This window comes from Shouchella oshimensis, assembly GCF_004375095.1.
Taxonomy (GTDB): domain Bacteria; phylum Bacillota; class Bacilli; order Bacillales; family Bacillaceae_D; genus Shouchella; species Shouchella oshimensis.
The window spans coordinates 322,892-346,024 of sequence record NZ_SNUX01000004.1; the positions used below are offsets into that span (position 1 = coordinate 322,892).

Genomic DNA, 23,133 nt, shown 5'->3' on the forward strand with positions numbered 1-23,133 from the left:
TCCTTATGCCCGTTTCGTGCCAGTACGTTTTTTTAGAAGCATATTCGCACATACGATAATGGCGATACTAAAGACGAAAATTAAAACTGAAATCGCACTGCCATAGCCATAGCGCAGCCCTTGGAATGTTTCTGTATACATATAGGTAGCCATTACTTCCGTGGCATTCGCTGGCCCACCACCTGTCATTACATAGATCAAGTCGAAGGTCTTCAAGCTCCCGCTAATGCAAAGAATCACGGCGATGATAATGACACCCCAAATGGATGGTAACGTGACATAACGGTTTTTTTGCCATTCAGTGGCGCCATCTAGTTCTGCCGCTTCCAAGATGTCTTTTGGTACCGTTTGTAAAGCTGATAGGAAAATAATGAAATAAAGCCCTACAAACTGCCAAATAATAACGGCTGCAATTGCATACATCGCATAATCGGGGTTCCCAAGCCAGTTTTGCGCAAGGGTACTTAAGCCGAGATTGTTTAGGAGATGGTTCAATAACCCTTGCTCCACGTTGTAAATCATACGCCATGTTAGTGAAATGACCACCGTCGAGATGACCACAGGAAGGAAAGCAATTGTTCGGAAAAACTTGGCTCCTTTGATTTTTCGATTCAACAGCAAAGCGAGCACGAGGGCAATCGGGATTTGTCCGAAGACAGAGGCTGCCACAACAATTAAATTGTTCCGAACGGATAGCCAAAACACAGAATCATTAAGAATGGCTCGAAAGTTAGCAAGGCCCACATATTCCATTGGCGAGAACCCGTTCCATGACATAAAGGAATAGTAAAACGAGATAAAGATGGGAATGATGCTGAAGATACAGTAAACGAGCAACGCTGGAATTACGCCAAGTGCAATCTTCCACCGGCTTTTTAATAAATGCACCTGGATCACGTCCTTTCATCGCCTCACGTTGGAAGCGTTTTCTAAACTCATTGTAACGAGACCCTTCTTTTATAAAAATCCGAAAAGTTACGATTCTATCTGTTTTTCTCTACTTTCTTGCGCTGCATTCATACGCCTATACTGAGTTGGCGTGAAACCAACCTGCTTTTTAAAAACTTGCACAAAATATTTGTATTCTTTATAACCAACATATTCGGCAATTTCAAACACTTTATTGGACGTGTTCAGCAACAGCTCTACTGATTTTTGAATACGGAGACCATTAACATACTCTGAAAAACTCTGCCCCGTCTCCTTTTTAAACAGCATACTGAAATAATTAGGTGTAATAAAATGGCGCTCCGCCACTTCTGCTGCTCGCAAATCGTGCTGATAATGCTTATGAATATACCGTTTCATTTTTTCAATCATCCAGTTGTTCTGTCCATCTTCTTTTAATTCCCCAAGTAAATGGATTAGATCGCAAAGGAAAAGCTGCTCAATGACATTAGAAGTGTTCCATTTACGTAACTCCAGTTCCTCTTGTAACCGTAGCGCCACTCGATCAAAGGATTTGGCAGGAAATCGTTCTTGAAGTTTTTGTTTTAGTGCTACTTCAAGAGAGCGACACCTCTCTACCATTTGGCTAAAGGTCTTCTCTTTTTCCAATACCTCTGCCACTACCTGATGTATAAACGCTTCAAGTTTGCTTTCATCCCCTTTGAGGAGCGATTCCAATAAACGGTGATTGAGACCCTTCCAATCGACAGTTTCTTTAAAACACTGTTGGCTTTCTATAAAGAGACCACTCCCTTTACCACGCACATTATCAAGGAGGATAAGCCCTTCCTGGTAATGATCGTAGCATTCGGATAAAGACTGACCGACTGACGAGCTTACCGTTTGAATGGGATAGGGACTCTGTTCCATAATGTCTCCCCATATCTCACGAAGCTTGCTGTCATCGAGCATATCGGAATGCTCATTATACACAAGGGTTAACAGCTCATTCTCGTGACCAAAAAGAGAAACATGTTTTATACCATAGGCTCTACATGTTTTTTCTACAACATGTCGTACATCCTCCTGTACACCCTCAAAAGTTTCGCTCGGTAAAGTGTTCTGTAGATAAGCGTAACCAGATACCTCGCTAATCAGTAGCCGGTAACGACCAGTCCATGGTGCGTGTTTTTCTTTTATCCGTTCAGATAGAGGGGAGTGAAAAAGCCTATGACGAAGCTGTTCCGCCATCCAATCTTGAAGGAGACTATTTTTCCGCTCTTTGTGTGCCACAATCTTGTTCCTTACTCGTTTGACAAGCGCCATTAGTTCGTCTACATCCACCGGTTTAAGTAAATAGTCTTCTATTCCTAGCCGAAGTGCTTGCCGTGCATAATCGAAATGATCAAAACCACTAATAATGATCATTTTTGTATCTGGCTTTTCATGAACAATGTGCTCTGCCAATGCAAGCCCATCCATTTCAGGCATGAAAATATCCGTCAGAATCAAGTCGAATGATTGGTCTGCTAGTTTTTCTAGGGCTTGCTTGCCGTTAAACGCCATGTCTACCTCCTGCACGCCAAGGCTTTCCCAAGGAATCGTTTGAACAAGTCCTTGGCATATCACTGGTTCATCATCTACAATTAGCATCCGTATGCTCATAACTGACGCCCTCCTCGTGAACGAATCGTTTTTTCTCCGCTTCACTTTCTATGAATGGCATACGTATACGAATATGTGCCCCTTCATCCGTTTCCATTGCCATTAGTCCACAGGTAAATCCAAAGGTTTTTATGAGACGTTGGTGTGTATTTCGTAAAGCAAAGCCTCTCTCCCTACGATCCGGGTCTTGTACGACATGATTAAACGTATCAACGTCCATATGAAACCCAACACCATTATCTAGCACGTCAATGACAACATACGCTCCTTCACGATACGCTCGAATGGTGATGGTATTCGTTTGTTTTAGTTCAGTAAAGCCATGACGAAGGCTATTCTCCACTAGCGGTTGCAAAATAAGCTTTAACGTCAGGCTTTGTTCAATGCCTGCCTCCATAAGGACAGAGAATGTCAACTGATTGCCCAAGCGCCGTTTTTGCAGGTCTAGATAGCTTTGGACATATGCTAGTTCGTCTTTGAGAGGGATACATAACTTCCCTTGACTGAGGCTAATCCGAAATAACTTCGACAGATGCTCAATACTTTTTCCAGTCTCAAATGCGTTCTCCAGCCTTGCTGTCCAACGAATCATGTCCAATGTATTATATAAAAAGTGTGGGTTCATTTGACTTTGTAATGCTTTTAATTCTGACTCTTTATTCTGAATTTCAAGTTTATATTTCGTCTCAATTAATCGCTGAATTTGACTAACAGCGTTATTAAAGCGAGAACCTAATTGTCCAATCTCATCTCGTGAACGCACTTTCACGCGTGCAGCAAAATCCCCTTCCTCAAGACGCTTTGTCTCTTTTGTTAATTCTGTAATGGGTTTGATGATGGTCAACATAAATCCAACAATGGCTACAAGGCCAATCCCACCAGCCACAAGCATGATAATATGCATCGTTTGCCGCATACCTTGAAATTCATTTAGAATAAACTCTTCTTTTACAGTTGAAATAAGGGATAAATCGGTACCTGTTACGTAGCGTACAACCGCATAATACACATCTCCATCTTCCTCATATTGAAAAAGTGTAGCTCCATCTTGCACGTTCTGAACAACGTCTTGATTAGTAAACCGATTCCCAACCAGATCGGCATTGCGATGAGAGAGCACGAGACCTTCTTCTTGCATCAAAATCATGTCATCATTTGGATGTAAATAGCCACTTGTGATGTGGGAAAATAACTCCCGTTCGTCTAAACGAATGCGCACATTCCCAATCGGTTCAGTAATATCGTACAAATTATTGATGATCCGAAAAAGTGAAACGATCGTATACTCTCCTGTCTCCCAGCCGCTTCGTGTGAGTACGTAAGGGTCTGTCCACACTACCCTTCCAAGCTCTCCTCTAGCCGCTTCTTCCCACTTTGTTTCATCCCCGCTTATCCTCTCTCCAAGATGAAGTTGGGAACCGTTCATTCCTTCAATCTGCGCCGAGTGAAAGTACGGTTTATTGTTTAAATGAAACGTAAAGAAGCCTCTAATATGATCTCGGAGCCGCTGCATCTCTTCTGGATGACTGCCAGCCCCCTCAACAGGGAGAGTAAAGTATTGCCGAAATTCTTGGCTGTAAATAATGTAGCTTGATAATTCCTCTACTTCTTCCATGACACCGAGTAAGCTTGATTCAATATGACGCAAGTTTTGTTCATTCCGTTCAATGACTTGCTTTTCTAAAATGGAGTTGGACTGATAGTAAACCAATAAACTAATGGTTAATGCAGGAATAAGAATCAGTGACAATAAAATCAAAATTGACTTCCAGCGTAAACTCCAATGACGAAACGACACCCCATTTTTCATCGTAAGCGACAATCCCTTTATATGAGTAGTTGGAAAAGAGCAGTACGATTCTACTGAAGAATGGTCTGCTCTTTGTCTTTTACTATAGCATCATTGTGCGTTTACCGTATTTTGGATATTCTGTGCAGCTTCTTCTGGCGTTGATCGTCCGATCGTAATGGCTTGTAGCTCATTTTGTAGGACGTTGTTTATGGCCTGAGGAAGAACAGCGTCATATACTGGTGCTGGCGGAGCATCTTGAGAAAGTGCAAGCATATCTAAAAAGAGTGGATCCAGATCCGCATCTTCAGGCATATCGACGTCTGCAGCGACAACCCGACCTACGCCAATTAGCTCTTGATAAAATTCTTCATCAAACATCCATTTTAAAAATGTCTCAGCTGCTTCTCGTTTTTCATCCGATAAGTCTGCATTCAGCGACCATGAATTTCCATAAACAGTAGAGATGGTTCCTGAATCTCCTAAAGGAAACGGAGCAATCCCAACATTCATGTCATCCGGTTTATTGGTCAAGATGCTAATCGCACCCCAGTTCCCGTCAATGACCATGGCAGAGCGCTCTTGTAAAAAGTATTCAATCATTTGGTTATCATCAATGGTGTTCAAATCTTCATTAAATGCTTCCATTTCAACCAGCTCTTCTATCACCCCAAGAGCATCAACGAAATCTGAATCTGTGAAGGACCGCTCTCCTTCAAGCACTTGTGGAATAAAATCATTGCCTGTAAACCGATCAGCAATCGTTGAAATGTAAACCGATTGCAGCACCCATGAAGCGGAATTGCCTAAAGCAATAGGAGTCGTATCGTCTCCACGTAAATCCGTAATCAGTTCCTTGAACGCATCATACGTCTGCGGAAATTCATCATAGCCCAATTCTTCAAGCATATCGACATTATAAAAGACAAAGCTTGTTGGATTCTGAACAGAAGGAATGGCATACACCTCTCCATCAAACGTAAAATCGGCAAGGGCGTCTTCATTTAACAAGCCATTGTCAGTCCAATTTTCCACAATAGCGTTAAGAGAGCCTACTGCATTCCCATCGACAAGAGGTTGAAGTTCCGCTCCTGGCCACACTTGAAAAATATCCGGGAGCTGCCCTCCTGCCGCTTGTGTATTTAACCGCGTCCGATAATCAGCATGCGGTGTGGTTTCAATCTTTAAGTGAATGTCATCGTGTTCTTCATTAAATTGTTCCACTCGATCCATCGTTAATTTAAAGTCATCTCGATCTGGATTTGCTGAAGCCCAGAAACTCAGCTCTACCGCATCACCATTCCCTGACCCATCTGCATCTTCTGTACTTCCACCGCAACCTGCAAGCAGGGTCAACATCCCAATCGTTGCACCTGTATAGACGATTTTCCCGCCTTTTAATTGATTGAACAAGCTCATTCCCCCTTTTATGAAATCGCTTTCACTATGTATTATGACAGAATCCTTTCGTTAAAAAAGTCCATAAAATTAATATAACATCTATAAATTTATTGACTTCCTTACGTACAAAAACCTCTGGTATGAGTTTGGGTACACTCACAGCAGAGGCTTCAAACAGTTATTGGAATCGATCTTTCAAAAAAGGTTTATAAGGCTCACAATCCGTTATCTTAGGTGATCAAACCGAGCTGTTCCCTACAACGGTGAATCGTTCATTCCGGTGCTGCGGCTGTTCAACTTCATCCAGTACAGCTATAGCAAAGTCAGCATAGCTAATATAGCTTTCACCAGCTTGATTCAAAATGAGCTGGTCTTTTCCTTTTGTATACGTACCTGTACGTTTGCCTTCCGCATCAAAGAATGCCGCTGGACTCATGTAGGTCCATGTTAAGCTTGTCGTTTCCAGCAACTTTTCCAGCATAAGGTCTGCACCTTTCGCGATAGGTTTATATGCCTCTGGAAAATCAGGGGTATCAAGTAAGCGTAAGCCCTTTTCCTTATCCACATAAAGACTTCCTGCCCCACCAATAATGATAAGCGGCGTATCGGTTTCGCTAAAAGCTTTTATAAAAGCGTCTCCAGCACGCACAAACGATTCAGTATCGAATGCACCGTACGCACTCACAACGGCATCGAATCCCTTCACATCGTCACCCGACAAATGGAACACATCTATTTCTTTAACCTCTATCGACTCACTGACCTTACTCGAATCGCGCACGAAGCCAATCACTTCATGCCCTCGATTCAACGCTTCTTTAACGACGAGTTGCCCTGCTTTCCCATTTGCTCCGATTACACCAATTTTCATCTGTTTTTCCTCCTTGAGTGGTAAACCTGTAATTAAATTAGTTACTTGTAATCATAATAGTTACATCCAATTCGTTTGTCAACCTTTTTTTCTATGCTATACTGAATCAAAAGCGAAGGAAAAAGAAGGTGACACCATGACCATCAGCAGTCGATTCACTGTTGGCGTTCATATTCTTGCATTACTCGAATTCAACCAAGAAACGGCAATCACATCAGAATTCATTGCCGCTAGCGTTAACACGAACCCAGCTCTCATCCGTAAACTGATGGGGATGCTAAAGAAAGCTCATTTAATTGATGTAAAACCTGGCGTAGCTGGGGCAAAACTAGCAAAAAACTTGAGTGAGATTACGTTGTTAGATGTCTATCATGCTGTTCATGCGGTAAAGGAAAATGAACTATTCTCTGTTCATAAAGCACCTACCATTGATTGCGAAGTAGGGAACAACATTCAACTAACGTTAACACCCGTTCTCCACTCTGCGCAAAAAGCACTCGAAGACCAATTGGCTTCTGTCACCATGGAAGCAATTGTTCATGATATGAAATCTTCTTGATTGACGATGCCAAAGAAAAGACAGCAGACCACCCGTGTCTGCTGTCTTTCATTTGTTATACGAGAATGGCCCATAGAATCATCGTTACTATAATGGTCACGATGCCTTGTAGTAAGGTTGCCATTGTTTGCGCTTTATACGCATCATTGACTTTCATCCCGGTAAATTGTGCAACCACCCAGAAATAACTATCATTCACATGAGAGACGGTCATCGCACCCGCACCTACGGCCATTACGACAAGTGCTAATGGAATGGCCCCTTCGATTCCCATAATCGGTAGCATCGGTGCAATTAACGATGACGTGATAACAAGGGATGTGGTTGAAGAGCCTTGGGCTGTTTTTAACGCAGCCGCTAGTAAGAATGGTACAAGCAAGAACATGGCTCCTGTGAATATACCGCTAATGTCCCAGCTTTGAATGATGTCTTCTACACCTGAATTGCGGATAACAGTACCAAAAGAACCACCGACACCTGTTATTAACAGAATAGGTGCAGCATCCTTCAGCGCTTGACCCATCCAGCCTGTTAGGGTTTCTTCATTAAACGCCGGCAAGAGTGGTAACGCTGCCACAACACCGATTAATAAAGCAATAACCGGTTTTCCTAAAAACATAAGGAAGTTCGCAAAGCCACCTTCCACGCCCAATACCGCAATAATAGAACCAAGACCAATTAAAACAATTGGCAGTAAGATCGGGAGGAATGCTGAAAACGTCGAAGGCATTTTCCCGAAGGACGCAACGACTTTATCATAATCAAACTCTTCTCCTGCTGCTGTCACATCTTCTGGCACTTCAATTTTTGTTGCAACTTTAATAGACCAGAGATAACCGACTAATGTAGCAGGAACCGCTACGATTAATCCGATAAAGATCACAGTGCCTAAATAGGCGTCTGCTCCAATGTTCCCAGCCGCGGCAATCGGACCAGGTGTAGGAGGAACAAGGGTATGTGTAGCATATAAACCTGTTGCCAGGGCAACAGACATTGACGCCATTGACACCTTCGCTCGTTTTGATAGCGCTTTCCTTAAACTGTTTAAAATAATAAAGCCTGAATCACAAAATACAGGAATTGATACAATGAACCCAATAATGCTCATCGCTAGCTGAGGATGCTTCGGTCCAACGATTCGAAGAACGACTTCTGCCATTCGATAAGCGGCACCAGCCTTTTCTAAAATAACCCCAATAATTGTCCCAAAGACAATGACGAGACCGATACTCATCATCAAGTTCCCAAAGCCAGTGTTCATGCTTTCAACAATTAGATCAAAGGACATACCTGACGCAAAACCAACAAATAAGGTACCGAGTAATAAGGATAAAAACGGATGTACTTTAAATTTAGATGTAGCGATGATAATAAGTAAAACACCCATTGCAATAATAAGGAATAGCATGGTAATCCCCCTTTTTGAGCAGGCATTCACGCCTGCTCATGTGTCGTTAATCTCGAAACGCAAAAAATGTTCGCACGACTTGTTCAGTAGTCAGTGCTAGATATTCACTGCAACCCTCCATTGCTTGCTCTAAATTCATAGGTCCTTTCACAATACTGAATACACTTGTGATCCCGTATTGATACAGCTCTTCAATTCCTTCGCCAACAGACCCTGCAATGGCAACAACCGGAATACCTTGCTTTTTCGCCGCTTCCGCTACACCCATCGGCGTCTTACCAGAAGCGGTTTGATCATCAATTTGCCCTTCTCCTGTTAACACGAGATCAGCGCCTACCAGCTTCTTTTCTAAATGCGTATGCTCGATGACAAGATCGATGCCTCTTCTCATGGAAGAAGGAAAAAATGCCTGAAACGCTCCGCCTATACCACCAGCTGCACCTGCACCAGCTTGATCATGGAGACGAACTCCTGTCTGTTTCTCAATTAAATCCGCCCATGTGGTTAACCCACGATCCAGTTCCTCCACCATTTCTTGAGTTGCCCCTTTTTGAGGGCCAAACACAGCCGATGCCCCAGTCGGACCAACGAACGGATTTTGAACATCAGATGCAATTAAAAAGGTAGACTCGCGAATACGCTTGTCAAACAAAGCATCATCAATGGCCGTAATCTGACCAACCGCTTCTCCACCGTATCCAACAGATTCCCCTTGCTTATCGAGAAGCTTCATTCCTAGTGCTTGTAGCATGCCAGTGCCGCCATCATTCGTGGCACTTCCACCAATCGCTAAAACAAACGAACGATACCCTGCATCTAGCGCCGCTTTAATGAGCTCTCCAGTGCCCAGAGTCGTCGTCACCATCGGATTACGCTCATGAGCCGGAATTAACACAAGCCCTGACGCACTTGCCATTTCGATTACACACGTCTTCCCATCACCAAGAACGCCATATTCTGCGGTAACCTCCTTGCGAGTCGGTCCTTTCACTACAACCTTTACTTTTTTTCCTCCTGTTGCTGTAACGAGGCTATCCATCGTCCCTTCCCCACCATCTGCAACAGGAACGGAGACGACCTCAGCATTTGGAAGCGCTTTCGATATGGCCTGCTTCATAACGTTCGCTACGTCAACAGCCGATAAACTGCCTTTAAACGAATCTGGCGCAATCACGATTTTCATGTTGTAACCACCTTACGTCATTCTTATAAAGATGATTATAATCTGAATATACACTTTTTACATCGTGCGGAATGTACAAAATTATTCTCTTAAAATCCTTTATTTTCATACGAACCTTACAAACCGAGTTCGTACACTCAAAAATAACACTTCCCTCTCTACGACTTTTGTCTGAGCACCGATCAGTCAAATCGATGAGCATGCTCTCCCTCTTATCAACGATTCAAATCGTTTCTTTCTTACGTACACTAAAAGCAACAACACAAAGGAGTGAAGATAAATGAAAGACGTTATAGTGATTACAGGAGCATCAAGAGGGCTTGGAAAAGCACTAACCCTTCACTATGCGAAACAAGGGTATCGATTAGGAATCTGTGCTCGAAACGAAGAAGAGCTGATGAAGGTAAAAGAAGAAGCGATTGCTTTAGGAGCGGAAGTCGTGGCGGTTCGTGCTGATGTCGCGAACGCAAAGGATGTGGATCGATTTGTGTCTGTCGTTGAAGCCACGTTCGGAACAATTGATATTTTACTGAACAATGCGTCGATCTTTGGTCCAGGACCACAGCTACTAGCTGATTACGATGAACACATGTTTCAAGACGTGCTTCACACGAATGTACTCAACCCGTTTCTAATGACAAAACGCACCCTTGCGACCATGTTAACAAATGACCGTGGGCTGATCGTTTCCATTACATCTGCTGCTGGTAAGACCGGGTTTGCTGAATGGGGTGCGTACGGGGTATCTAAGTTTGCAGTGGAAGGATTGATGCAAACATGGGCAGATGAACTATCAGAAACCGAGACAGAGGTTTGTTTAGTTGATCCTGGTGAAATGAATACTGCCATGCACGACATTGCCGTTCCCAATTGCGATTATTCTTTACTAGAACCAGAAGAGCTGTTGCCGCTATTCGATTACATCATCCAACATCGTGGCACAGTCAACGGAAAGCGGTTTGACATAGATTCATTCTTAGAGGAGGCAGCACAATGACCAATCTTGTTTCGCTCCATGAGGCATTCTCGTTGCCAGCGCATCTTCATGCTCATACACCTGCTGAGCTACGTGGAAACGATCGTTCCGACGTGAAGCTCCTTCATACCGAGCGGAAGAGCGGACGCATTCAAGATCACACGTTAACCGACCTCACTGAGCTCTTACAGCCGAATGATTTGCTTCTCTTCAATCGCAGCCGAACCATTCCAGCTCAGCTCGTAAGTGAAACCGACAACGTAACCGTTCGATTAGCTCGACAACTAACCGAAACCAGTTGGGAAGCACTCATTCTTGGTAAAGACAAGACTGTGGTTCAACTTCAAGACGGAGTGACGCTTCATGTTCAAGGAGATGGCAGTGAAGCCCCGTTAAAGCGTGTGACCTTTCAAGGCCTGCAAGAACCGGTTCTGTCGTTTCTCCATAAATACGGGGAGCCGATTCGGTATGAATACATCAACACCCCTTGGTCATTGGAGTCATACCAAACCGTATTTGCGTCTGTGCCTGGCTCCATTGAAATGCCTTCAGCTGGGCGAGCCTTTTCGTGGAAGCTGATTCACCAATTAAAACAAAACCAAATTCAAGTGGGCTTCCTTACGCTGCATGCAGGCATTAGTTACTACGAAGACAACCAATGGCCAGACCCTTTGCATCATCCTGAAGCTTATATGATTCCAGCAGAAACGATTACAGCGATACATGAAGCCAAAGCACGCGGGGGACGGATTATCGCAGTCGGTACTACGGTGGTGCGCGCAGTCGAATCGTATGCAAAAAACAAGCCTTCTCATCAAGGGGCTTGGACGGATACCACCAATTTGTTCATTCAACGAGAAACGCCCTTACAGCTCGTAGATGGGTTGCTTTCCGGCTTACACGAACCACACTCTAGTCATCTCGAATTATTACGCGCGTTTTTGCCCGATGACGCACTACTGTCAAGCTACCAGCACGCCTTACAAAACAACTACCTCTGGCATGAATTTGGCGATGTCCACCTCATGCTGTAAAAAGGAGGCAACACCATGTTCACAACACATCACATTGGCATCAACGTACACGACCTAGAAGCAACGCTTTCCTTTTACAAACGCTTGCTTGACGCTACGCTAGTCGAACGCATGGCGTTAAACGGCGAAGAGCTTGCGTTTATCCGAATTGGCAACACCTTGATCGAACTCGTCGATTCAGGGCAAGACAAAGAGGAGGATTCATCCGCCTCCTCCATCCATCTTGCTTTTCAAACAAACAACCTCACAGACGCCATCGTTCGCTTTCAAGGGCAACAGATAAAGCTAGAAGAAGGCCCCTATCATCTAGAAAACGGCTGGAAAGCGGTATACTTTCGGGGCATCAACAATGAATTAATTGAACTGATTGAATGCCCCTCTACAAAAGACTATGCTTAACCGCAAACAAAGCCGCCTGTGTCCGGTCGCTGACGTGCAGCTTGGAAAACACATGAGATAGATGAGTTTTCACCGTTTTTTCTGTAATCCCTAGCCGATCGGCAATTTCTTTATTGCTATAGCCTGAAGCAATCTCCACGAGCACTTCCCGCTCTCGCTTTGTTAGGAGTTCGATGGCCTGTTCTTCCTCAGACATTGGCGTCGCAATCCGGTTGAGCACGAATTTGGTTACTTTATCATGCAGCTTATTTTCACCGTTTAAAACCGCACGCATCGTTTCCACTAATTGTTCTGGATCGATGTCTTTTAACTGATAACCATCTGCACCAGCCTGTAAAGCCGGAATCACATGATCCTTATCAGAAAACGAGCTCAACACTAAGATTTTCACATGAGGATAGAGAGCTTTTATCTGGTTCGTCGCTTCCATGCCATTTAATTTCGGCATAAACAAATCCATTAAAATCAAATCAGGCTGAACGGTTTTCAGCTTCTGGAGTGCCTCTTCCCCATTATTTGCCTCACCGACAATCTCCATATCTTCGATGGTATTCAAATAAAACACTAACCCTTTTCGGACAACCGTATGATCGTCCACAATCATCACTTTCATACGTTGTCCCCTTGTACTAGCGGTATGCTTATATTCACGGTCGTGCCTTGATGCCGCGCAGACACAATCGTTACCGTACCGCCCATTTCCTGTACACGTTCCTTTATATTCACGAAACCCATTCCTTTTCTCACAGTGTCGGGATCAAACCCGATCCCTTGATCGACGATCTGTACCGTTACCGCTTCACTTCCAAATAACAGACGGACCGTTACATCCTTTGTCTTCGCATGCTTCTGGCAGTTGTTTAACCCCTCTTGTATCAAACGCCACACGCACACTTCCAATGGTTCAGCGATTTTCTTTAATCCTTCTACTTCTACTACAACAGCTAAGCCAATCAAACGCGCATACGCTTCAACCTTTGCCGCAAGCCCAGACTCCAATCCTTCTGGACGAAGCTGTTTAATTAACTCTTTTAATTCCACAAGAGCTTGATTGCCGAGCTCATGAACATGGGCAACCGTCGCTTTCATGTCCCCATCCTCTAGCTGCCGCTCTAGCCCTTTCGCATGCAAGATCAGAGAAAATAACAATTGATTCACACTGTCATGTAAGTCCCGAGCAAGGCGATTCCGTTCCTCCCGCCGCCATAGTTGTTGCTGCTGCCGATTCAACTCAAACTGCTTCAATTGCAGGGAAATATGTGTTAGCACCTCATATAGAACCGACTCGACACCAGCCGATAACCCTTCATCATACACACACAGCTCAAGCAGATGCTGGTCAAACGGCAAGCGTACCGTCTTGCTCGCATCCCCTTCTTCCCCAGTGAACGTCGACCACTCATTGTAGAAAAACCGAACGCCCTTCCATCCAAAAAACGTCTGTAAAGTCTCCCCTACCGTTGCCAAATAGTCGTCCTCATTCGCCACATCCCGTTGAAAGGCGAGATACTTTCCAAGCTGAGAAAGCAAAGCCGTCTGCTTCTGTTCCTCAATATACGCATTCAACCGCTTAATCGTTGCTCCAATTTGATACGCCACCGTTTCAAACAATTCCAATTCATTCCGAGAAAACGTATCAATGGACGGCGACGCAATATTGATTAACCCAAAAGACTCACTTCCCGCTTTAATGGGGATCGTCGCATGCCGAGACAGGCCCCCTGTATCGCCCCAGTCGTTCTCTACAGCAAGCTTTAATCGCTTACAATTCATAATATTAATCGGTTCATGAAGCTCCCCGTTGTTGTATTTATTCACACAATAACAGCTACCCTCTTTAAGAGGCGCGCACGTTTGATGCCTCAACCCTTGTGGCAACCCTACTTGCGCCACCAATCGTTGCTTCCCTTGCGGCGATACAAGAAAGATCCAGCCCGTTTTAAGCCCAGTCGTTTCAAGAAGAGAGACTAACACCGCCTGTAAAATGTCTTCAATTCGTTCCCCTTCATTTAACGTTTTCGCAATTTCTTTTAACGTCTCGATACTGTTCATTTGTAACTCCTGTAATGGTGTGTCTTTCATTTAGTTTAGCATGAGAGGGGTCGAGGTGGGAGATAAAGGTGGTTGGGGGCAAAGTGGTTAAACAAGCAATACACATTATACGTACTCATTGTACATATTGCCTTAGTGAGATGATATACTAAAAACACTATCAATAGAACGATAGATAGGCGCTTATTATGTGAGGTAGGGGTGTGTCGAGTATTTTTGCAAAAAGCTTAATAGATACAAGTAGGTATCGGAGTCTTTTTGTGATTTAAAACATTAGACATGAATACTTACGAGGTCGTAATGTTTTGCTGAATGTCTTCATCCATAGCATCAATCTTCTTAACAGTCGCTAACACTTGCTGAAGCAATTCGTACATATTCTGGCTTTCAAGCACATGGGCATGATGCAACAACTCCATCTTTATTTCAGCTAAAACGAGACGAGAATAGATTGCAGACATAAGAAGACCTCCAGTAAAAAGTTTCATCACAACAAGAACTTTAAGTGCGGTTTGTTAATTCGATTATAAACGAACTTTAAGTACTTTTCAATAGGATTGGAGTTTGCAAATGGCTAAATTTAACACAAGATTTAAATCACTAAAAACCGAAAAGGCAGTTAACTATCAAGATTTAGCCGATTTACTCGGTATTAGTGTGCGTGCCGTCCAGCATTACGCAACCGGATCACGCTACCCTGATTTCGAAGGTCTTATTAAGCTTGCTGACTTTTTTAATGTATCGTTGGATTATTTAGTGGGGAGAAGTGATGAGAGGGAGAGAAGGTAGTAAAAATTTTATACTCAATATATGCGAATTCTTAATTTGAAACAAAAAACAATGAGTATCATTCTGCTTTTGCATAGGAATGATACTCACATACATTAAATTTCTTTTAAAAATTCTTCGAGTGCCACCCTCCAGTGCCTTACTTCAGAAAATCCATTTAACCTTAATCCCATATGATCAAAGACAGAGTAAGCAGGTCTTTTAGCAGGTCTCGGAAATTCATCTGTTGTTACTGGATTTACTTTAATATCTGTACCACTAAATTCGAAAATTGCTTCAGCAAATTCAAACCAGCTACATTTACCACTATTGGACACATGATAGGTACCATATTTTTCTGTACTTACTATTTCCAATATTTTGTTGGCTAAATCTACTGTGTAAGTTGGAGAACCAACTTGATCTGCCACTACATTTAAACTATCTTTTTCTTGACCTAACTTTAACATTGTCTTCACGAAGTTATTTCCATTTTTTCCATAAACCCAAGAAGTTCTTACAATAAAAGACTTGTTCGTTAGATCTCTTATATAGTTTTCTCCAGCAAGCTTTGAACGCCCGTATACTCCAATTGGTGATACATCTTGAAATTCATGAATTGGCTCTACAGCTGTTCCATTAAAAACGTAATCTGTACTAACATAAACCACTTTTGAATTATGTGCGTTAGCCTCAACAGCGATATTCCTGGTACCAATAGCATTGACAAGATAAGCTTTGTCAATATCTTCTTCTGCATGATCAACAGCAGTATACGCAGCAGAGTGTAAAACAATATCTGGTTTTACTTCTTCAAATATTGATTTCACATCTACTGGATTAGTAATATCTAAATCTTCTCTTGTTAATCCATGTACTTGATAGTTCGCTTGTAAGAAGGTGTTAACTAGATCTTGTCCAAGTTGTCCACCTGCTCCAGTAATTAAAACAGTTTTAGACATTTAGTTTCCCCTGATACTGTTGTTTGTAATAATCCATATAATCGCCGGATTTAATTCGTTCCCACCAGCCACGATTATCAAGGTACCATTGAATGGTTTCTTTAATCCCAGATTCAAATGTGTATTTTGGCGTCCATCCTAATTCGGTTGTTAATTTTTCAGGATCAATTGCGTATCTACGATCATGACCTAGACGATCCTCCACGTAGGTAATAAGCTCTTTAGAGGCACCTAAAGCATCAATAATTGTTTCTACTATTTCAATATTTGTTTTTTCGTTGTGTCCACCAACATTGTAAACTTCTCCACTAACACCATTGTGTAATACTAAATCAATGGCGGAGCAATGATCTTCAACATGTAACCAATCACGTACATTTTTTCCGTCTCCATAAACAGGTAATGGTTTACCTTCAAGTGCATTTGATATCATTAACGGAATTAGTTTTTCTGGAAATTGTAAGGGACCATAGTTATTTGAACATCTAGTAATGTTTATATTCATGCCATATGTTTCATGATAGGCTCTGACTAATAGATCAGCCCCAGCTTTACTAGAGGAGTAAGGACTATTTGGTTGTAAAGGAGTTTCTTCAGTGAAGTATCCTTCATCTCCTAGAGTTCCATATACTTCATCTGTAGATACTTGCACATACTTCTTAATATTCTCTTGTCTTGCCACATCTAAAAGAACTTGAGTTCCTACAATATTTGCTTTTACAAAAGAACCTGGGTCTGTAATACTTCTATCAACATGAGATTCAGCTGCGAAGTTTATAATCACATCAATAGCATTATCTTTCATTAACTTAGACATTAAGTCACTGTCACAAATATCACCTTTGACGAATGTATAATTACTTGCTTCTTCAATACTTTTAAGGTTTTCTAGATTACCTGCATAAGTCAAAAGATCGACGTTCAAGAAACTGTAATTCGGATATTTGTTGACCATGAATTCAACAAAGTTACTCCCAATAAAACCAGCCCCACCAGTTATTAAGATATTCATTAATTCTTTCTCCCATATTCAAAATTGTTTTCTGCATCATCTAACACTGGATGATTTTTATCCTTTTCAGAAAGGATAGCTTCCGCCACCGACCAATCGATATTAAGCTTAGGGTCGTCCCATGCAATTCCTCTATCGTGAACTGGTGAATATAGCTCGTCTACTTTATACTGAACTTCAGTATTCTCTACCAGTGTGCAAAAACCATGAGCAAAACCTTTTGGTACTAATAACTGTCTTTTATTATCAGAAGTTAAAATGAAGCCTTGCCATTCTCCGTAAGTTGGTGACCCTTTTCTAATATCTACGATAACGTCATAGATAGCACCCTTAGTCACCCTAATAAGCTTCGTCTGTGCTTTAGGATTTAACTGATAATGTAACCCTCTTAAAGTTCCAGGTGTTTGAGATAGTGAATGATTGTCTTGAATAAAATTAATATTAATACCTTTTTCATTAAATGCTTGCTCATTATAACTTTCCATAAAGAACCCACGATGGTCTCCATACACTTTTGGCTCTAAAACGTAAGCTTCATCAAATTTAGTTTTACTGATTTTCAATTTAAAGCACCTTCCACAGATTTTTCTATTTTCACCTTTTCAGCTAAACGAATTAAATATTGACCGTAGGCATTCTTTTTAAGTGGCTCAGCTAAATTTAGAAGTTCTTCTTTAGAAATATAGCCTTTTCGGTATGCAATTTCTTCGAGACATGCTACTTTAAGACTTTGTCTTTGTTCTATTGTTTCAATAAAAGTAGAAGCTTCAAGTAAAGACTCGTGAGTTCCAGTATCTAACCATGCGAATCCTCTCCCCAGTAATTCAACATGCAAATCACCACGTTTTAAATAGGCCTCATTAATAGAAGTAATCTCTAACTCACCACGTTCAGAAGGTTCAATTGATTGTGCAATGTCAACAACATCATTGTCATAAAAATAGAGACCAGTGACAGCATAAGTAGACTTGGGCTCTAAAGGTTTCTCTTCAATTGAAATTGCTTTACCACTTTCATCAAATTCAACAACACCAAAACGTTCAGGATCTTTCACATTATAACCAAAGACAGTTGCTCCATTAGACCTGTCAGCTGCTCTTTCAAGCATTGATGTAAACCCATGTCCATAGTAGATGTTATCTCCAAGAATAAGGGCTACCGTATCATAACCAATAAACTCTTTACCAATAATGAAAGCTTGAGCTAAACCGTCTGGCGAAGGTTGGACTTCATAACTGAGTTTAATTCCTAAACTACCCCCATCACCAAGTAGTTGTTCAAACCTTGGCGTATCTTCTGGAGTAGATATGATTAAAATCTCTTTAATTCCAGCTAACATTAATACCGAAAGTGGGTAATAGATCATTGGTTTATCATAAATTGGAAGTAACTGTTTTGAAACTGAACGCGTTAATGGATACAGCCTTGTTCCACTACCACCTGCAAGAATAATACCTTTCATAAATGGCCACCTTCTTAAAAATATTGTCTAAGACCAATATCCTTTGTGCATACTTAATTTTCTTTTTGTATTTATAGATAATTTATGCTCTTTCTTTCCCATTTTGTAGCCAATAAACTTTGAACCATTTCTCAAGACTAAATCAACAATTAAGTGGTATTTCTTTTTCTTCATAAGATATTTTGCTTGTGATAAGACAAAATTTAAGCCTTCTCCCTCCGTATTATCAAAATCATTAATTATCCAATTTTCTCGATAATGAAAGACCCCAATATCGAAGTATCTTTTAAATTCTTCTTTTATAGAATAATTATGAGAATGGTATACTACTGCATTAGCTACATATGCACATTTATAATCATTCATTAGCATTTTAGCGCAAACATAGGTGTCCTCACCCAAAATAACATTGTCAGGAAACCCCCCAATACTAACCAATACATCTTTTCTATATGCAGCGAATGAGTTTGAACAAAATACTGTTTTTATACCTAATTCTTTCCTATCTTTATATCTCTTCACCATACTAACATCAGGGTAATTATGCATTCTTGCAAAACTACCGTGAATATCTGCATCTAGATGAGGAATTTGCCTTCCATAAGCCATTCCAATGGTCTTATCTTTAAAAGCTAATAAAATATTTTCTATAGAGTCATCATTATATAAAATTGCGTCTTGAGTTAAAAATATTATTATTTCTCCAACTGCATAATTTGCAGCCTTATTTCTTGTTCCACCATGATTAAATTCACTGCGTTTGATTTCTATTACTTTAATACCTTGTAATTCAGCCCATTCAACTGTACCATCTTCAGACTCTGAATCTATTAATATGATTTCAAAGTTACTATTATCGACTAATTTAAGTAACCTTTCGCTACTTTTCATCAAATCTTTCTTACCATTTAAAGTTGGGATGATAATTGAGTATTTCAAACTCTAACTCCCTTCCCTAATTAAAATTTTATTATAACTTTCAAATAATAATTTAGTAGATCTTTCCCAGTTGAAATTATTTTTAATGTATACCTGTGCATTTTGAATTTGAGGTTTACCTAAGCTTTTAATAATTTTCCCTTTAATATCTTCTATATTTGATGGGTTTACAAATTCAGCAAATTCACCTAAATACTCCTCTGAAAAGCTATTTTCAGTTGTAACTATATTGCATCCAAAGTAAAGAGCCTCTATATCAACAAGAGGCGTAACTTCAAACCAACTAGCAGAAAGATGAACCTTACTAGCCATATATACTTCCTTCATTTTCTCATATTCAACAGCACCTAAATAAGACATATTTTCGTTACATTTAATTTGCTTCTTAAATTCATTAACATATGATTTACTATTACCATTTTCTTTACCTACGAACAATACTTTAATATCCGATCCTGCTAATGCCTTAATAATATTTAATTGATTTTTTCTTGGTTCAATTCTTCCAACTACCAATACATCATATTTTTTCTTTTTAAAATTCACTTGTTTGCTAGGCAAATTGACGCCATTTTTTACTATTAAATAATCTGTAGTGGAAATTGTCAAATCGAAATCCCTATTGATTTCTATGGCTTCTTTTTCTGCTAACGTAATAACTAAATCAGACTCTCTAATAATTTCTTTTTGTTTCTCTTTCACATTGCTAAATAGCATTTTTAAAGATGCTGTAAAAAGCTCGGGATGGTTAATAGATCTTATTAAATTTTTCACTTTTTCTCTTTTCCAAAAATCTCTTGCAAATACATTTATTAATCGTAATACCCCAGAACGCTGAGTTTTTTCAAAATGATTAATTTGTTCATAGCTATGATGAATAGAAATTAATACTATTTTCTTTTCCAGTCTTTTAGCTTTTTTATAAAATTCCCAAGTTTCTATAGGCCTATCAATATTAACCAAATTGACTATATCGTAATTACTTAGGTCAATTGATAAGTCAGTTGATATAGTTGCATTCACACCAAGTTTATTAAGTTCTTTAACATAGTTTTTGATCTGTTGAGTATCTCCCCCTGTTTTATTAAAGGCGTCGATTCTCATTAGGAAAATAACTTCCAATATTTCCGTCTCCTTGCTCTGTAGTTGATGATTTAACAAATGTAACTATCTTATCTATAAATTTCGGTAATAGATACACTATTACCAAAGTTCCAATTGAGTACGCAAAACCACTCATCAATGCTCCTCTATAGATATAAAATATAAACCCAAGAATAATGCAATACGCAAGATAATTTTTCACATTTAATTTTTGGTCTAATTTATTTAACAAATAAGCCATTAAAGCAGGAACTACAACAATACCGAGAATTCCAAAATCGACAAACATCTCACTAGGTAAAGCGTTTGCCAAATTATTAAAATTCATATAACCAGACTGTATTAAATAATCACCTATTAATTCTCCAGTGTGAGGTGGTTTGCTCTCCCAAATGTTCCTAGGAACGAAAAAAAAGACACTTCCTAATAATTGAAAACCCCACTGTAAACCATATAATGAAACATACTGAAAAGTAGCTATTATATTTGAGTAGGCATCAAAATGCAGCTGTAGTAGTTGAGAGAAAGCTAATTCACTAATGTTAAACGAAGTTATTTCACTGAAACCATCTCGAAATATGTTAACAAATGGAAAGACAATAAATACACCTACTAAAAATATAATGAAAAATCTCAAAGTCGTAATTAATTCCCTATAAAACAATGCTATAATTGTTAGCCCTACGAATGCTAAATAATACCTAGCTACGTTAAAAGGATTTACGTAGTAGATTAATAATAGTACTGAAATTAAAAATGGTATTAAATATATACCCCTATTATTTTTAAATTTCGCAAATACAAGTAGAAAATTGGTGAAAATAATACCCCTTAAACCAATTGCTGCTATTAAGGACAAAGAGCTGTTTTCAATTATATCTTCCCAACCTATGTGACCAAGAAAAAAATCAAACCCCAATAATAAATACGTAAATAATCCTATTACTGTAGCTGAAACAAAGAAGAAAAAAGTTGTAGGTTTGGTGCTTTCAATACTCTTATTGAGCTCAAATTTATTCATCGTTACCTGCCTTGGTGTTTTCCGTACTAACAAAAAAATTGAACTCCATAGAATAAGTATGAAATTAACAATTATTACTTCATCAAAAATAACAGGTAGATTGTTAGGGAAATATCCCGTATTAATTTGGATTATCGGAGAAAATATAAAGAACAGATACTTAAATAGCCATATTATTAGATCAACAGTAACATATTTTCCTTTAATACTTTTTATAATGCCTATAGTTATTAAAGAAAAATGTACTATAAAAGTTAGAGCTACAAATACATTATCTAAGAAAAAAATCATAATTAGCAAATTAATTAAAAAGAAATTTATTACAAAGAATTTTTTCATACATCTACCTCTACATCATGTTGTAAGGCTAATTTTTTTGAGGACATTTGACAACTGCGTGGAAGAAGTCCCTTTAGTGTATTCAAAATAATATATTTCAACACCTAGTTTACTAAATTCTAACTCATAGTTGTCCCATTTTTTAGTACCTTTCCAATCATCACCTTTAAATAACCTATTAAATCTTAACCTCTCCCATGCTTCCAACTTATCTGTATTAGATTCACAAACTGCCTCATCAACAAATTTTAATGATTGTATTATCTCAATTCGCTCTTCAAAAGGTATAATTACTTTCTTATTTTTAACAAGTTCAACTTGTTCATCAGACGTAACACCTACAATTAAATAATCGCAATTTTCTTTAGCTTTTTTTATCACATTTAAATGCCCTATATGGAATAGGTCAAAAACACCAGTTGTATAACCAACAATTTTGTTTTTCAATTAAATTATCTCCTTTCTATCTTTGTTATTAAATTCAATCTTAATAACCCCATGGTGTGGTTTTCTATCTTCTATATTTGGAAGATCCATATAATTACCATAAATATTCTCTAGTACTTCTTTATAATTTTTTGGAATTGGCACCATAATACCTTCAAACTCAGCAAGTTCTGTTAAATTAAACTCATCTTTTCTTCTTAGAAATTTGTTATATCTTTTTTTTGACACTCCATTTTGAAGGTGAGATACATACTTCTCGTTTTCACTATTAAACATACGAGCAACTTTTGTATCTAATTTATCTGTCCATTTTTTAGGTATAGCTTTTAAAATGTAATGTGCAAAAACGAATACACTTCGCTTCACTTTATTGTCTTGTTTCTCCGAAAATCTTTTCACTCTTAATAACTGTAGTCTCCCCATTATATATAATATTTTTTGTTGTATTAATCCTAATATTGAATTTGGCCGCACATTATCTAATGCAAAAATATCAATAAAAATCCCGTGATGAATTTTAGAATCTTTGAAATTATCCTCAAGAAAGATAGTCCCGTTTTTCCTCAATTTAATGAACTGTCTATTAAATTCAGGATCTGTTTCATAAGATTGGAAGAAATAATTGTCTTTTAAATCATCCTGACATTTCGCTTTAAAAATTTCAAAATCTTCACGTAGCATACAAACATCTATATCATCATCCCACGGAATAAAACCTTTATGTCTTACAGTTCCTAATAGGGAACCAGCAAACATTTGATATTTTAAGTTATTCTTTTTACAAATACGGTCAAACTCTATTAATATGTCTTTAGCCTCTATTTGGACTCTCTTTAAAGTATCATCCTTCATTA

Annotated in this window: 24 protein-coding genes; 5 read left to right on the forward strand and 19 right to left on the reverse strand. The window is 39.4% G+C overall.

Annotated features, from left to right (window positions below; translation table 11 throughout):
- Nucleotides 1-3: 3 nt before the first annotated feature.
- The 5 genes from E2L03_RS17160 to E2L03_RS17180 all read right to left on the reverse strand — a co-directional run bounded on the left by E2L03_RS17160 (nt 4) and on the right by E2L03_RS17180 (nt 6,614).
- Nucleotides 4-888 (reverse strand): carbohydrate ABC transporter permease, encoded by an 885-nt coding sequence (locus tag E2L03_RS17160; protein WP_197196511.1) that lies wholly within the window; start codon nt 886-888, stop codon nt 4-6.
- An 87-nt stretch (nt 889-975) separates the two neighbouring features.
- Nucleotides 976-2,553: a response regulator transcription factor gene (locus E2L03_RS17165; RefSeq protein WP_134259816.1), complete on the reverse strand. Its 1,578-nt coding sequence runs from the start codon at nt 2,551-2,553 to the stop codon at nt 976-978.
- Nucleotides 2,525-4,363, reverse strand: a complete 1,839-nt coding sequence (locus E2L03_RS17170; RefSeq protein ID WP_134259818.1) for a sensor histidine kinase — start codon at nt 4,361-4,363, stop codon at nt 2,525-2,527. The genes E2L03_RS17165 and E2L03_RS17170 overlap by 29 nt, the downstream gene beginning before the upstream one ends.
- A 90-nt stretch (nt 4,364-4,453) precedes the next feature.
- Entirely contained in the window at nt 4,454-5,755 is a 1,302-nt protein-coding gene (locus tag E2L03_RS17175) for an extracellular solute-binding protein (RefSeq protein WP_134259820.1), read from the reverse strand.
- A 226-nt stretch (nt 5,756-5,981) separates the two neighbouring features.
- Nucleotides 5,982-6,614 (reverse strand): NAD(P)-dependent oxidoreductase, encoded by a 633-nt coding sequence (locus E2L03_RS17180; protein WP_134259822.1) that lies wholly within the window; start codon nt 6,612-6,614, stop codon nt 5,982-5,984.
- Nucleotides 6,615-6,750: 136 nt separating this feature from the next.
- Here E2L03_RS17180 and E2L03_RS17185 point away from each other — a divergent pair, with 136 nt between their 5' ends.
- Nucleotides 6,751-7,173 (forward strand): Rrf2 family transcriptional regulator, encoded by a 423-nt coding sequence (locus tag E2L03_RS17185; protein WP_038483675.1) that lies wholly within the window; start codon nt 6,751-6,753, stop codon nt 7,171-7,173.
- Between the two features lie 55 nt (nt 7,174-7,228).
- Here E2L03_RS17185 and E2L03_RS17190 read toward each other — a convergent pair whose 3' ends face one another.
- Both E2L03_RS17190 and E2L03_RS17195 read right to left on the reverse strand, forming a co-directional pair.
- Nucleotides 7,229-8,581, reverse strand: a complete 1,353-nt coding sequence (locus tag E2L03_RS17190; protein WP_095150877.1) for a GntP family permease — start codon at nt 8,579-8,581, stop codon at nt 7,229-7,231.
- Nucleotides 8,582-8,627: 46 nt separating this feature from the next.
- Nucleotides 8,628-9,764, reverse strand: a complete 1,137-nt coding sequence (locus E2L03_RS17195; RefSeq protein ID WP_134259824.1) for a glycerate kinase — start codon at nt 9,762-9,764, stop codon at nt 8,628-8,630.
- Between the two features lie 280 nt (nt 9,765-10,044).
- Here E2L03_RS17195 and E2L03_RS17200 point away from each other — a divergent pair, with 280 nt between their 5' ends.
- The 3 genes from E2L03_RS17200 to E2L03_RS17210 are packed head-to-tail and all read left to right on the forward strand — an operon-like array spanning nt 10,045 to nt 12,173.
- Nucleotides 10,045-10,761 carry an SDR family NAD(P)-dependent oxidoreductase gene (locus tag E2L03_RS17200; RefSeq protein ID WP_134259826.1) on the forward strand — a complete coding sequence of 239 codons (717 nt, stop codon included), beginning with the start codon at nt 10,045-10,047 and terminating at the stop codon, nt 10,759-10,761.
- Entirely contained in the window at nt 10,758-11,774 is a 1,017-nt protein-coding gene (locus tag E2L03_RS17205) for an S-adenosylmethionine:tRNA ribosyltransferase-isomerase (RefSeq protein WP_134259828.1), read from the forward strand. The genes E2L03_RS17200 and E2L03_RS17205 overlap by 4 nt, the downstream gene beginning before the upstream one ends.
- Before the next feature lie 15 nt (nt 11,775-11,789).
- Nucleotides 11,790-12,173 carry a VOC family protein gene (locus E2L03_RS17210; protein WP_038483686.1) on the forward strand — a complete coding sequence of 128 codons (384 nt, stop codon included), beginning with the start codon at nt 11,790-11,792 and terminating at the stop codon, nt 12,171-12,173.
- Here E2L03_RS17210 and E2L03_RS17215 read toward each other — a convergent pair.
- The 3 genes from E2L03_RS17215 to E2L03_RS20575 all read right to left on the reverse strand — a co-directional run bounded on the left by E2L03_RS17215 (nt 12,154) and on the right by E2L03_RS20575 (nt 14,686).
- On the reverse strand, nt 12,154-12,786 hold the full coding sequence (locus tag E2L03_RS17215; RefSeq protein WP_095150883.1) for a response regulator: 633 nt from the start codon (nt 12,784-12,786) through the stop codon (nt 12,154-12,156). The two genes, E2L03_RS17210 and E2L03_RS17215, sit on opposite strands and share 20 nt — an antisense overlap.
- Nucleotides 12,783-14,225 carry a GAF domain-containing sensor histidine kinase gene (locus tag E2L03_RS17220; RefSeq protein ID WP_166740353.1) on the reverse strand — a complete coding sequence of 481 codons (1,443 nt, stop codon included), beginning with the start codon at nt 14,223-14,225 and terminating at the stop codon, nt 12,783-12,785. Before E2L03_RS17220 ends, E2L03_RS17215 begins: the two co-directional genes overlap by 4 nt.
- Nucleotides 14,226-14,512: 287 nt before the next feature.
- Complete coding sequence (locus E2L03_RS20575; RefSeq protein WP_166740354.1) at nt 14,513-14,686, reverse strand: hypothetical protein; 174 nt, start codon at nt 14,684-14,686, stop codon at nt 14,513-14,515.
- 109 nt (nt 14,687-14,795) lie between these two features.
- On the opposite strand from E2L03_RS20575, the gene E2L03_RS17225 reads away from it, so the two are divergent.
- Nucleotides 14,796-15,014 (forward strand): helix-turn-helix domain-containing protein, encoded by a 219-nt coding sequence (locus E2L03_RS17225; protein ID WP_134259832.1) that lies wholly within the window; start codon nt 14,796-14,798, stop codon nt 15,012-15,014.
- A 95-nt stretch (nt 15,015-15,109) separates the two neighbouring features.
- Here E2L03_RS17225 and rfbD read toward each other — a convergent pair whose 3' ends face one another.
- The 9 genes from rfbD to E2L03_RS17270 are packed head-to-tail and all read right to left on the reverse strand — an operon-like array spanning nt 15,110 to nt 23,131.
- Nucleotides 15,110-15,955, reverse strand: coding sequence for a dTDP-4-dehydrorhamnose reductase (gene rfbD, locus E2L03_RS17230; RefSeq protein WP_134259834.1), 846 nt, complete (start codon nt 15,953-15,955; stop codon nt 15,110-15,112).
- Nucleotides 15,948-16,967 carry a dTDP-glucose 4,6-dehydratase gene (gene rfbB / locus E2L03_RS17235; RefSeq protein WP_134259836.1) on the reverse strand — a complete coding sequence of 340 codons (1,020 nt, stop codon included), beginning with the start codon at nt 16,965-16,967 and terminating at the stop codon, nt 15,948-15,950. Before rfbB ends, rfbD begins: the two co-directional genes overlap by 8 nt.
- A complete protein-coding gene (rfbC, locus tag E2L03_RS17240; RefSeq protein WP_134259838.1) occupies nt 16,967-17,530 on the reverse strand; it encodes a dTDP-4-dehydrorhamnose 3,5-epimerase in 564 nt (187 codons plus the stop codon). The genes rfbB and rfbC overlap by 1 nt, the downstream gene beginning before the upstream one ends.
- The gene (rfbA, locus tag E2L03_RS17245) at nt 17,527-18,429 is read right to left on the reverse strand and encodes a glucose-1-phosphate thymidylyltransferase RfbA (RefSeq protein WP_134259840.1); all 903 of its coding nucleotides are present in this window, start codon (nt 18,427-18,429) and stop codon (nt 17,527-17,529) included. Before rfbA ends, rfbC begins: the two co-directional genes overlap by 4 nt.
- Before the next feature lie 27 nt (nt 18,430-18,456).
- The gene (locus E2L03_RS17250; RefSeq protein WP_134259842.1) at nt 18,457-19,368 is read right to left on the reverse strand and encodes a glycosyltransferase family 2 protein; all 912 of its coding nucleotides are present in this window, start codon (nt 19,366-19,368) and stop codon (nt 18,457-18,459) included.
- 3 nt (nt 19,369-19,371) lie between these two features.
- Nucleotides 19,372-20,490, reverse strand: a complete 1,119-nt coding sequence (locus E2L03_RS17255) for a glycosyltransferase (protein WP_134259843.1) — start codon at nt 20,488-20,490, stop codon at nt 19,372-19,374.
- Nucleotides 20,453-21,832 carry an O-antigen polymerase gene (locus E2L03_RS17260; protein WP_134259845.1) on the reverse strand — a complete coding sequence of 460 codons (1,380 nt, stop codon included), beginning with the start codon at nt 21,830-21,832 and terminating at the stop codon, nt 20,453-20,455. The genes E2L03_RS17255 and E2L03_RS17260 overlap by 38 nt, the downstream gene beginning before the upstream one ends.
- 15 nt (nt 21,833-21,847) lie before the next feature.
- On the reverse strand, nt 21,848-22,279 hold the full coding sequence (locus tag E2L03_RS17265) for an FAD synthase family protein (protein ID WP_134259847.1): 432 nt from the start codon (nt 22,277-22,279) through the stop codon (nt 21,848-21,850).
- Entirely contained in the window at nt 22,280-23,131 is an 852-nt protein-coding gene (locus E2L03_RS17270; RefSeq protein ID WP_134259849.1) for a LicD family protein, read from the reverse strand. It lies immediately after the preceding gene.
- Between the last annotated feature and the right edge of the window lie 2 nt (nt 23,132-23,133).

Bases quoted from the DNA above. Each gene is read 5' to 3' on its own strand.
- E2L03_RS17165 (WP_134259816.1), bottom strand. From the start codon at position 2,553: ATGAGCATACGGATGCTAATTGTAGATGATGAACCAGTGATATGCCAA.
- E2L03_RS17170 (WP_134259818.1), bottom strand. From the start codon at position 4,363: ATGAAAAATGGGGTGTCGTTTCGTCATTGGAGTTTACGCTGGAAGTCA.
- E2L03_RS17180 (WP_134259822.1), bottom strand. From the start codon at position 6,614: ATGAAAATTGGTGTAATCGGAGCAAATGGGAAAGCAGGGCAACTCGTC.
- E2L03_RS17185 (WP_038483675.1), top strand. From the start codon at position 6,751: ATGACCATCAGCAGTCGATTCACTGTTGGCGTTCATATTCTTGCATTA.
- E2L03_RS17190 (WP_095150877.1), bottom strand. From the start codon at position 8,581: ATGCTATTCCTTATTATTGCAATGGGTGTTTTACTTATTATCATCGCT.
- E2L03_RS17195 (WP_134259824.1), bottom strand. From the start codon at position 9,764: ATGAAAATCGTGATTGCGCCAGATTCGTTTAAAGGCAGTTTATCGGCT.
- E2L03_RS17200 (WP_134259826.1), top strand. From the start codon at position 10,045: ATGAAAGACGTTATAGTGATTACAGGAGCATCAAGAGGGCTTGGAAAA.
- E2L03_RS17205 (WP_134259828.1), top strand. From the start codon at position 10,758: ATGACCAATCTTGTTTCGCTCCATGAGGCATTCTCGTTGCCAGCGCAT.
- E2L03_RS17210 (WP_038483686.1), top strand. From the start codon at position 11,790: ATGTTCACAACACATCACATTGGCATCAACGTACACGACCTAGAAGCA.
- E2L03_RS17215 (WP_095150883.1), bottom strand. From the start codon at position 12,786: ATGAAAGTGATGATTGTGGACGATCATACGGTTGTCCGAAAAGGGTTA.
- E2L03_RS17220 (WP_166740353.1), bottom strand. From the start codon at position 14,225: ATGAACAGTATCGAGACGTTAAAAGAAATTGCGAAAACGTTAAATGAA.
- E2L03_RS20575 (WP_166740354.1), bottom strand. From the start codon at position 14,686: ATGTCTGCAATCTATTCTCGTCTCGTTTTAGCTGAAATAAAGATGGAG.
- E2L03_RS17225 (WP_134259832.1), top strand. From the start codon at position 14,796: ATGGCTAAATTTAACACAAGATTTAAATCACTAAAAACCGAAAAGGCA.
- rfbD (WP_134259834.1), bottom strand. From the start codon at position 15,955: ATGTCTAAAACTGTTTTAATTACTGGAGCAGGTGGACAACTTGGACAA.
- rfbB (WP_134259836.1), bottom strand. From the start codon at position 16,967: ATGAATATCTTAATAACTGGTGGGGCTGGTTTTATTGGGAGTAACTTT.
- rfbA (WP_134259840.1), bottom strand. From the start codon at position 18,429: ATGAAAGGTATTATTCTTGCAGGTGGTAGTGGAACAAGGCTGTATCCA.
- E2L03_RS17260 (WP_134259845.1), bottom strand. From the start codon at position 21,832: ATGAAAAAATTCTTTGTAATAAATTTCTTTTTAATTAATTTGCTAATT.
- E2L03_RS17270 (WP_134259849.1), bottom strand. From the start codon at position 23,131: ATGAAGGATGATACTTTAAAGAGAGTCCAAATAGAGGCTAAAGACATA.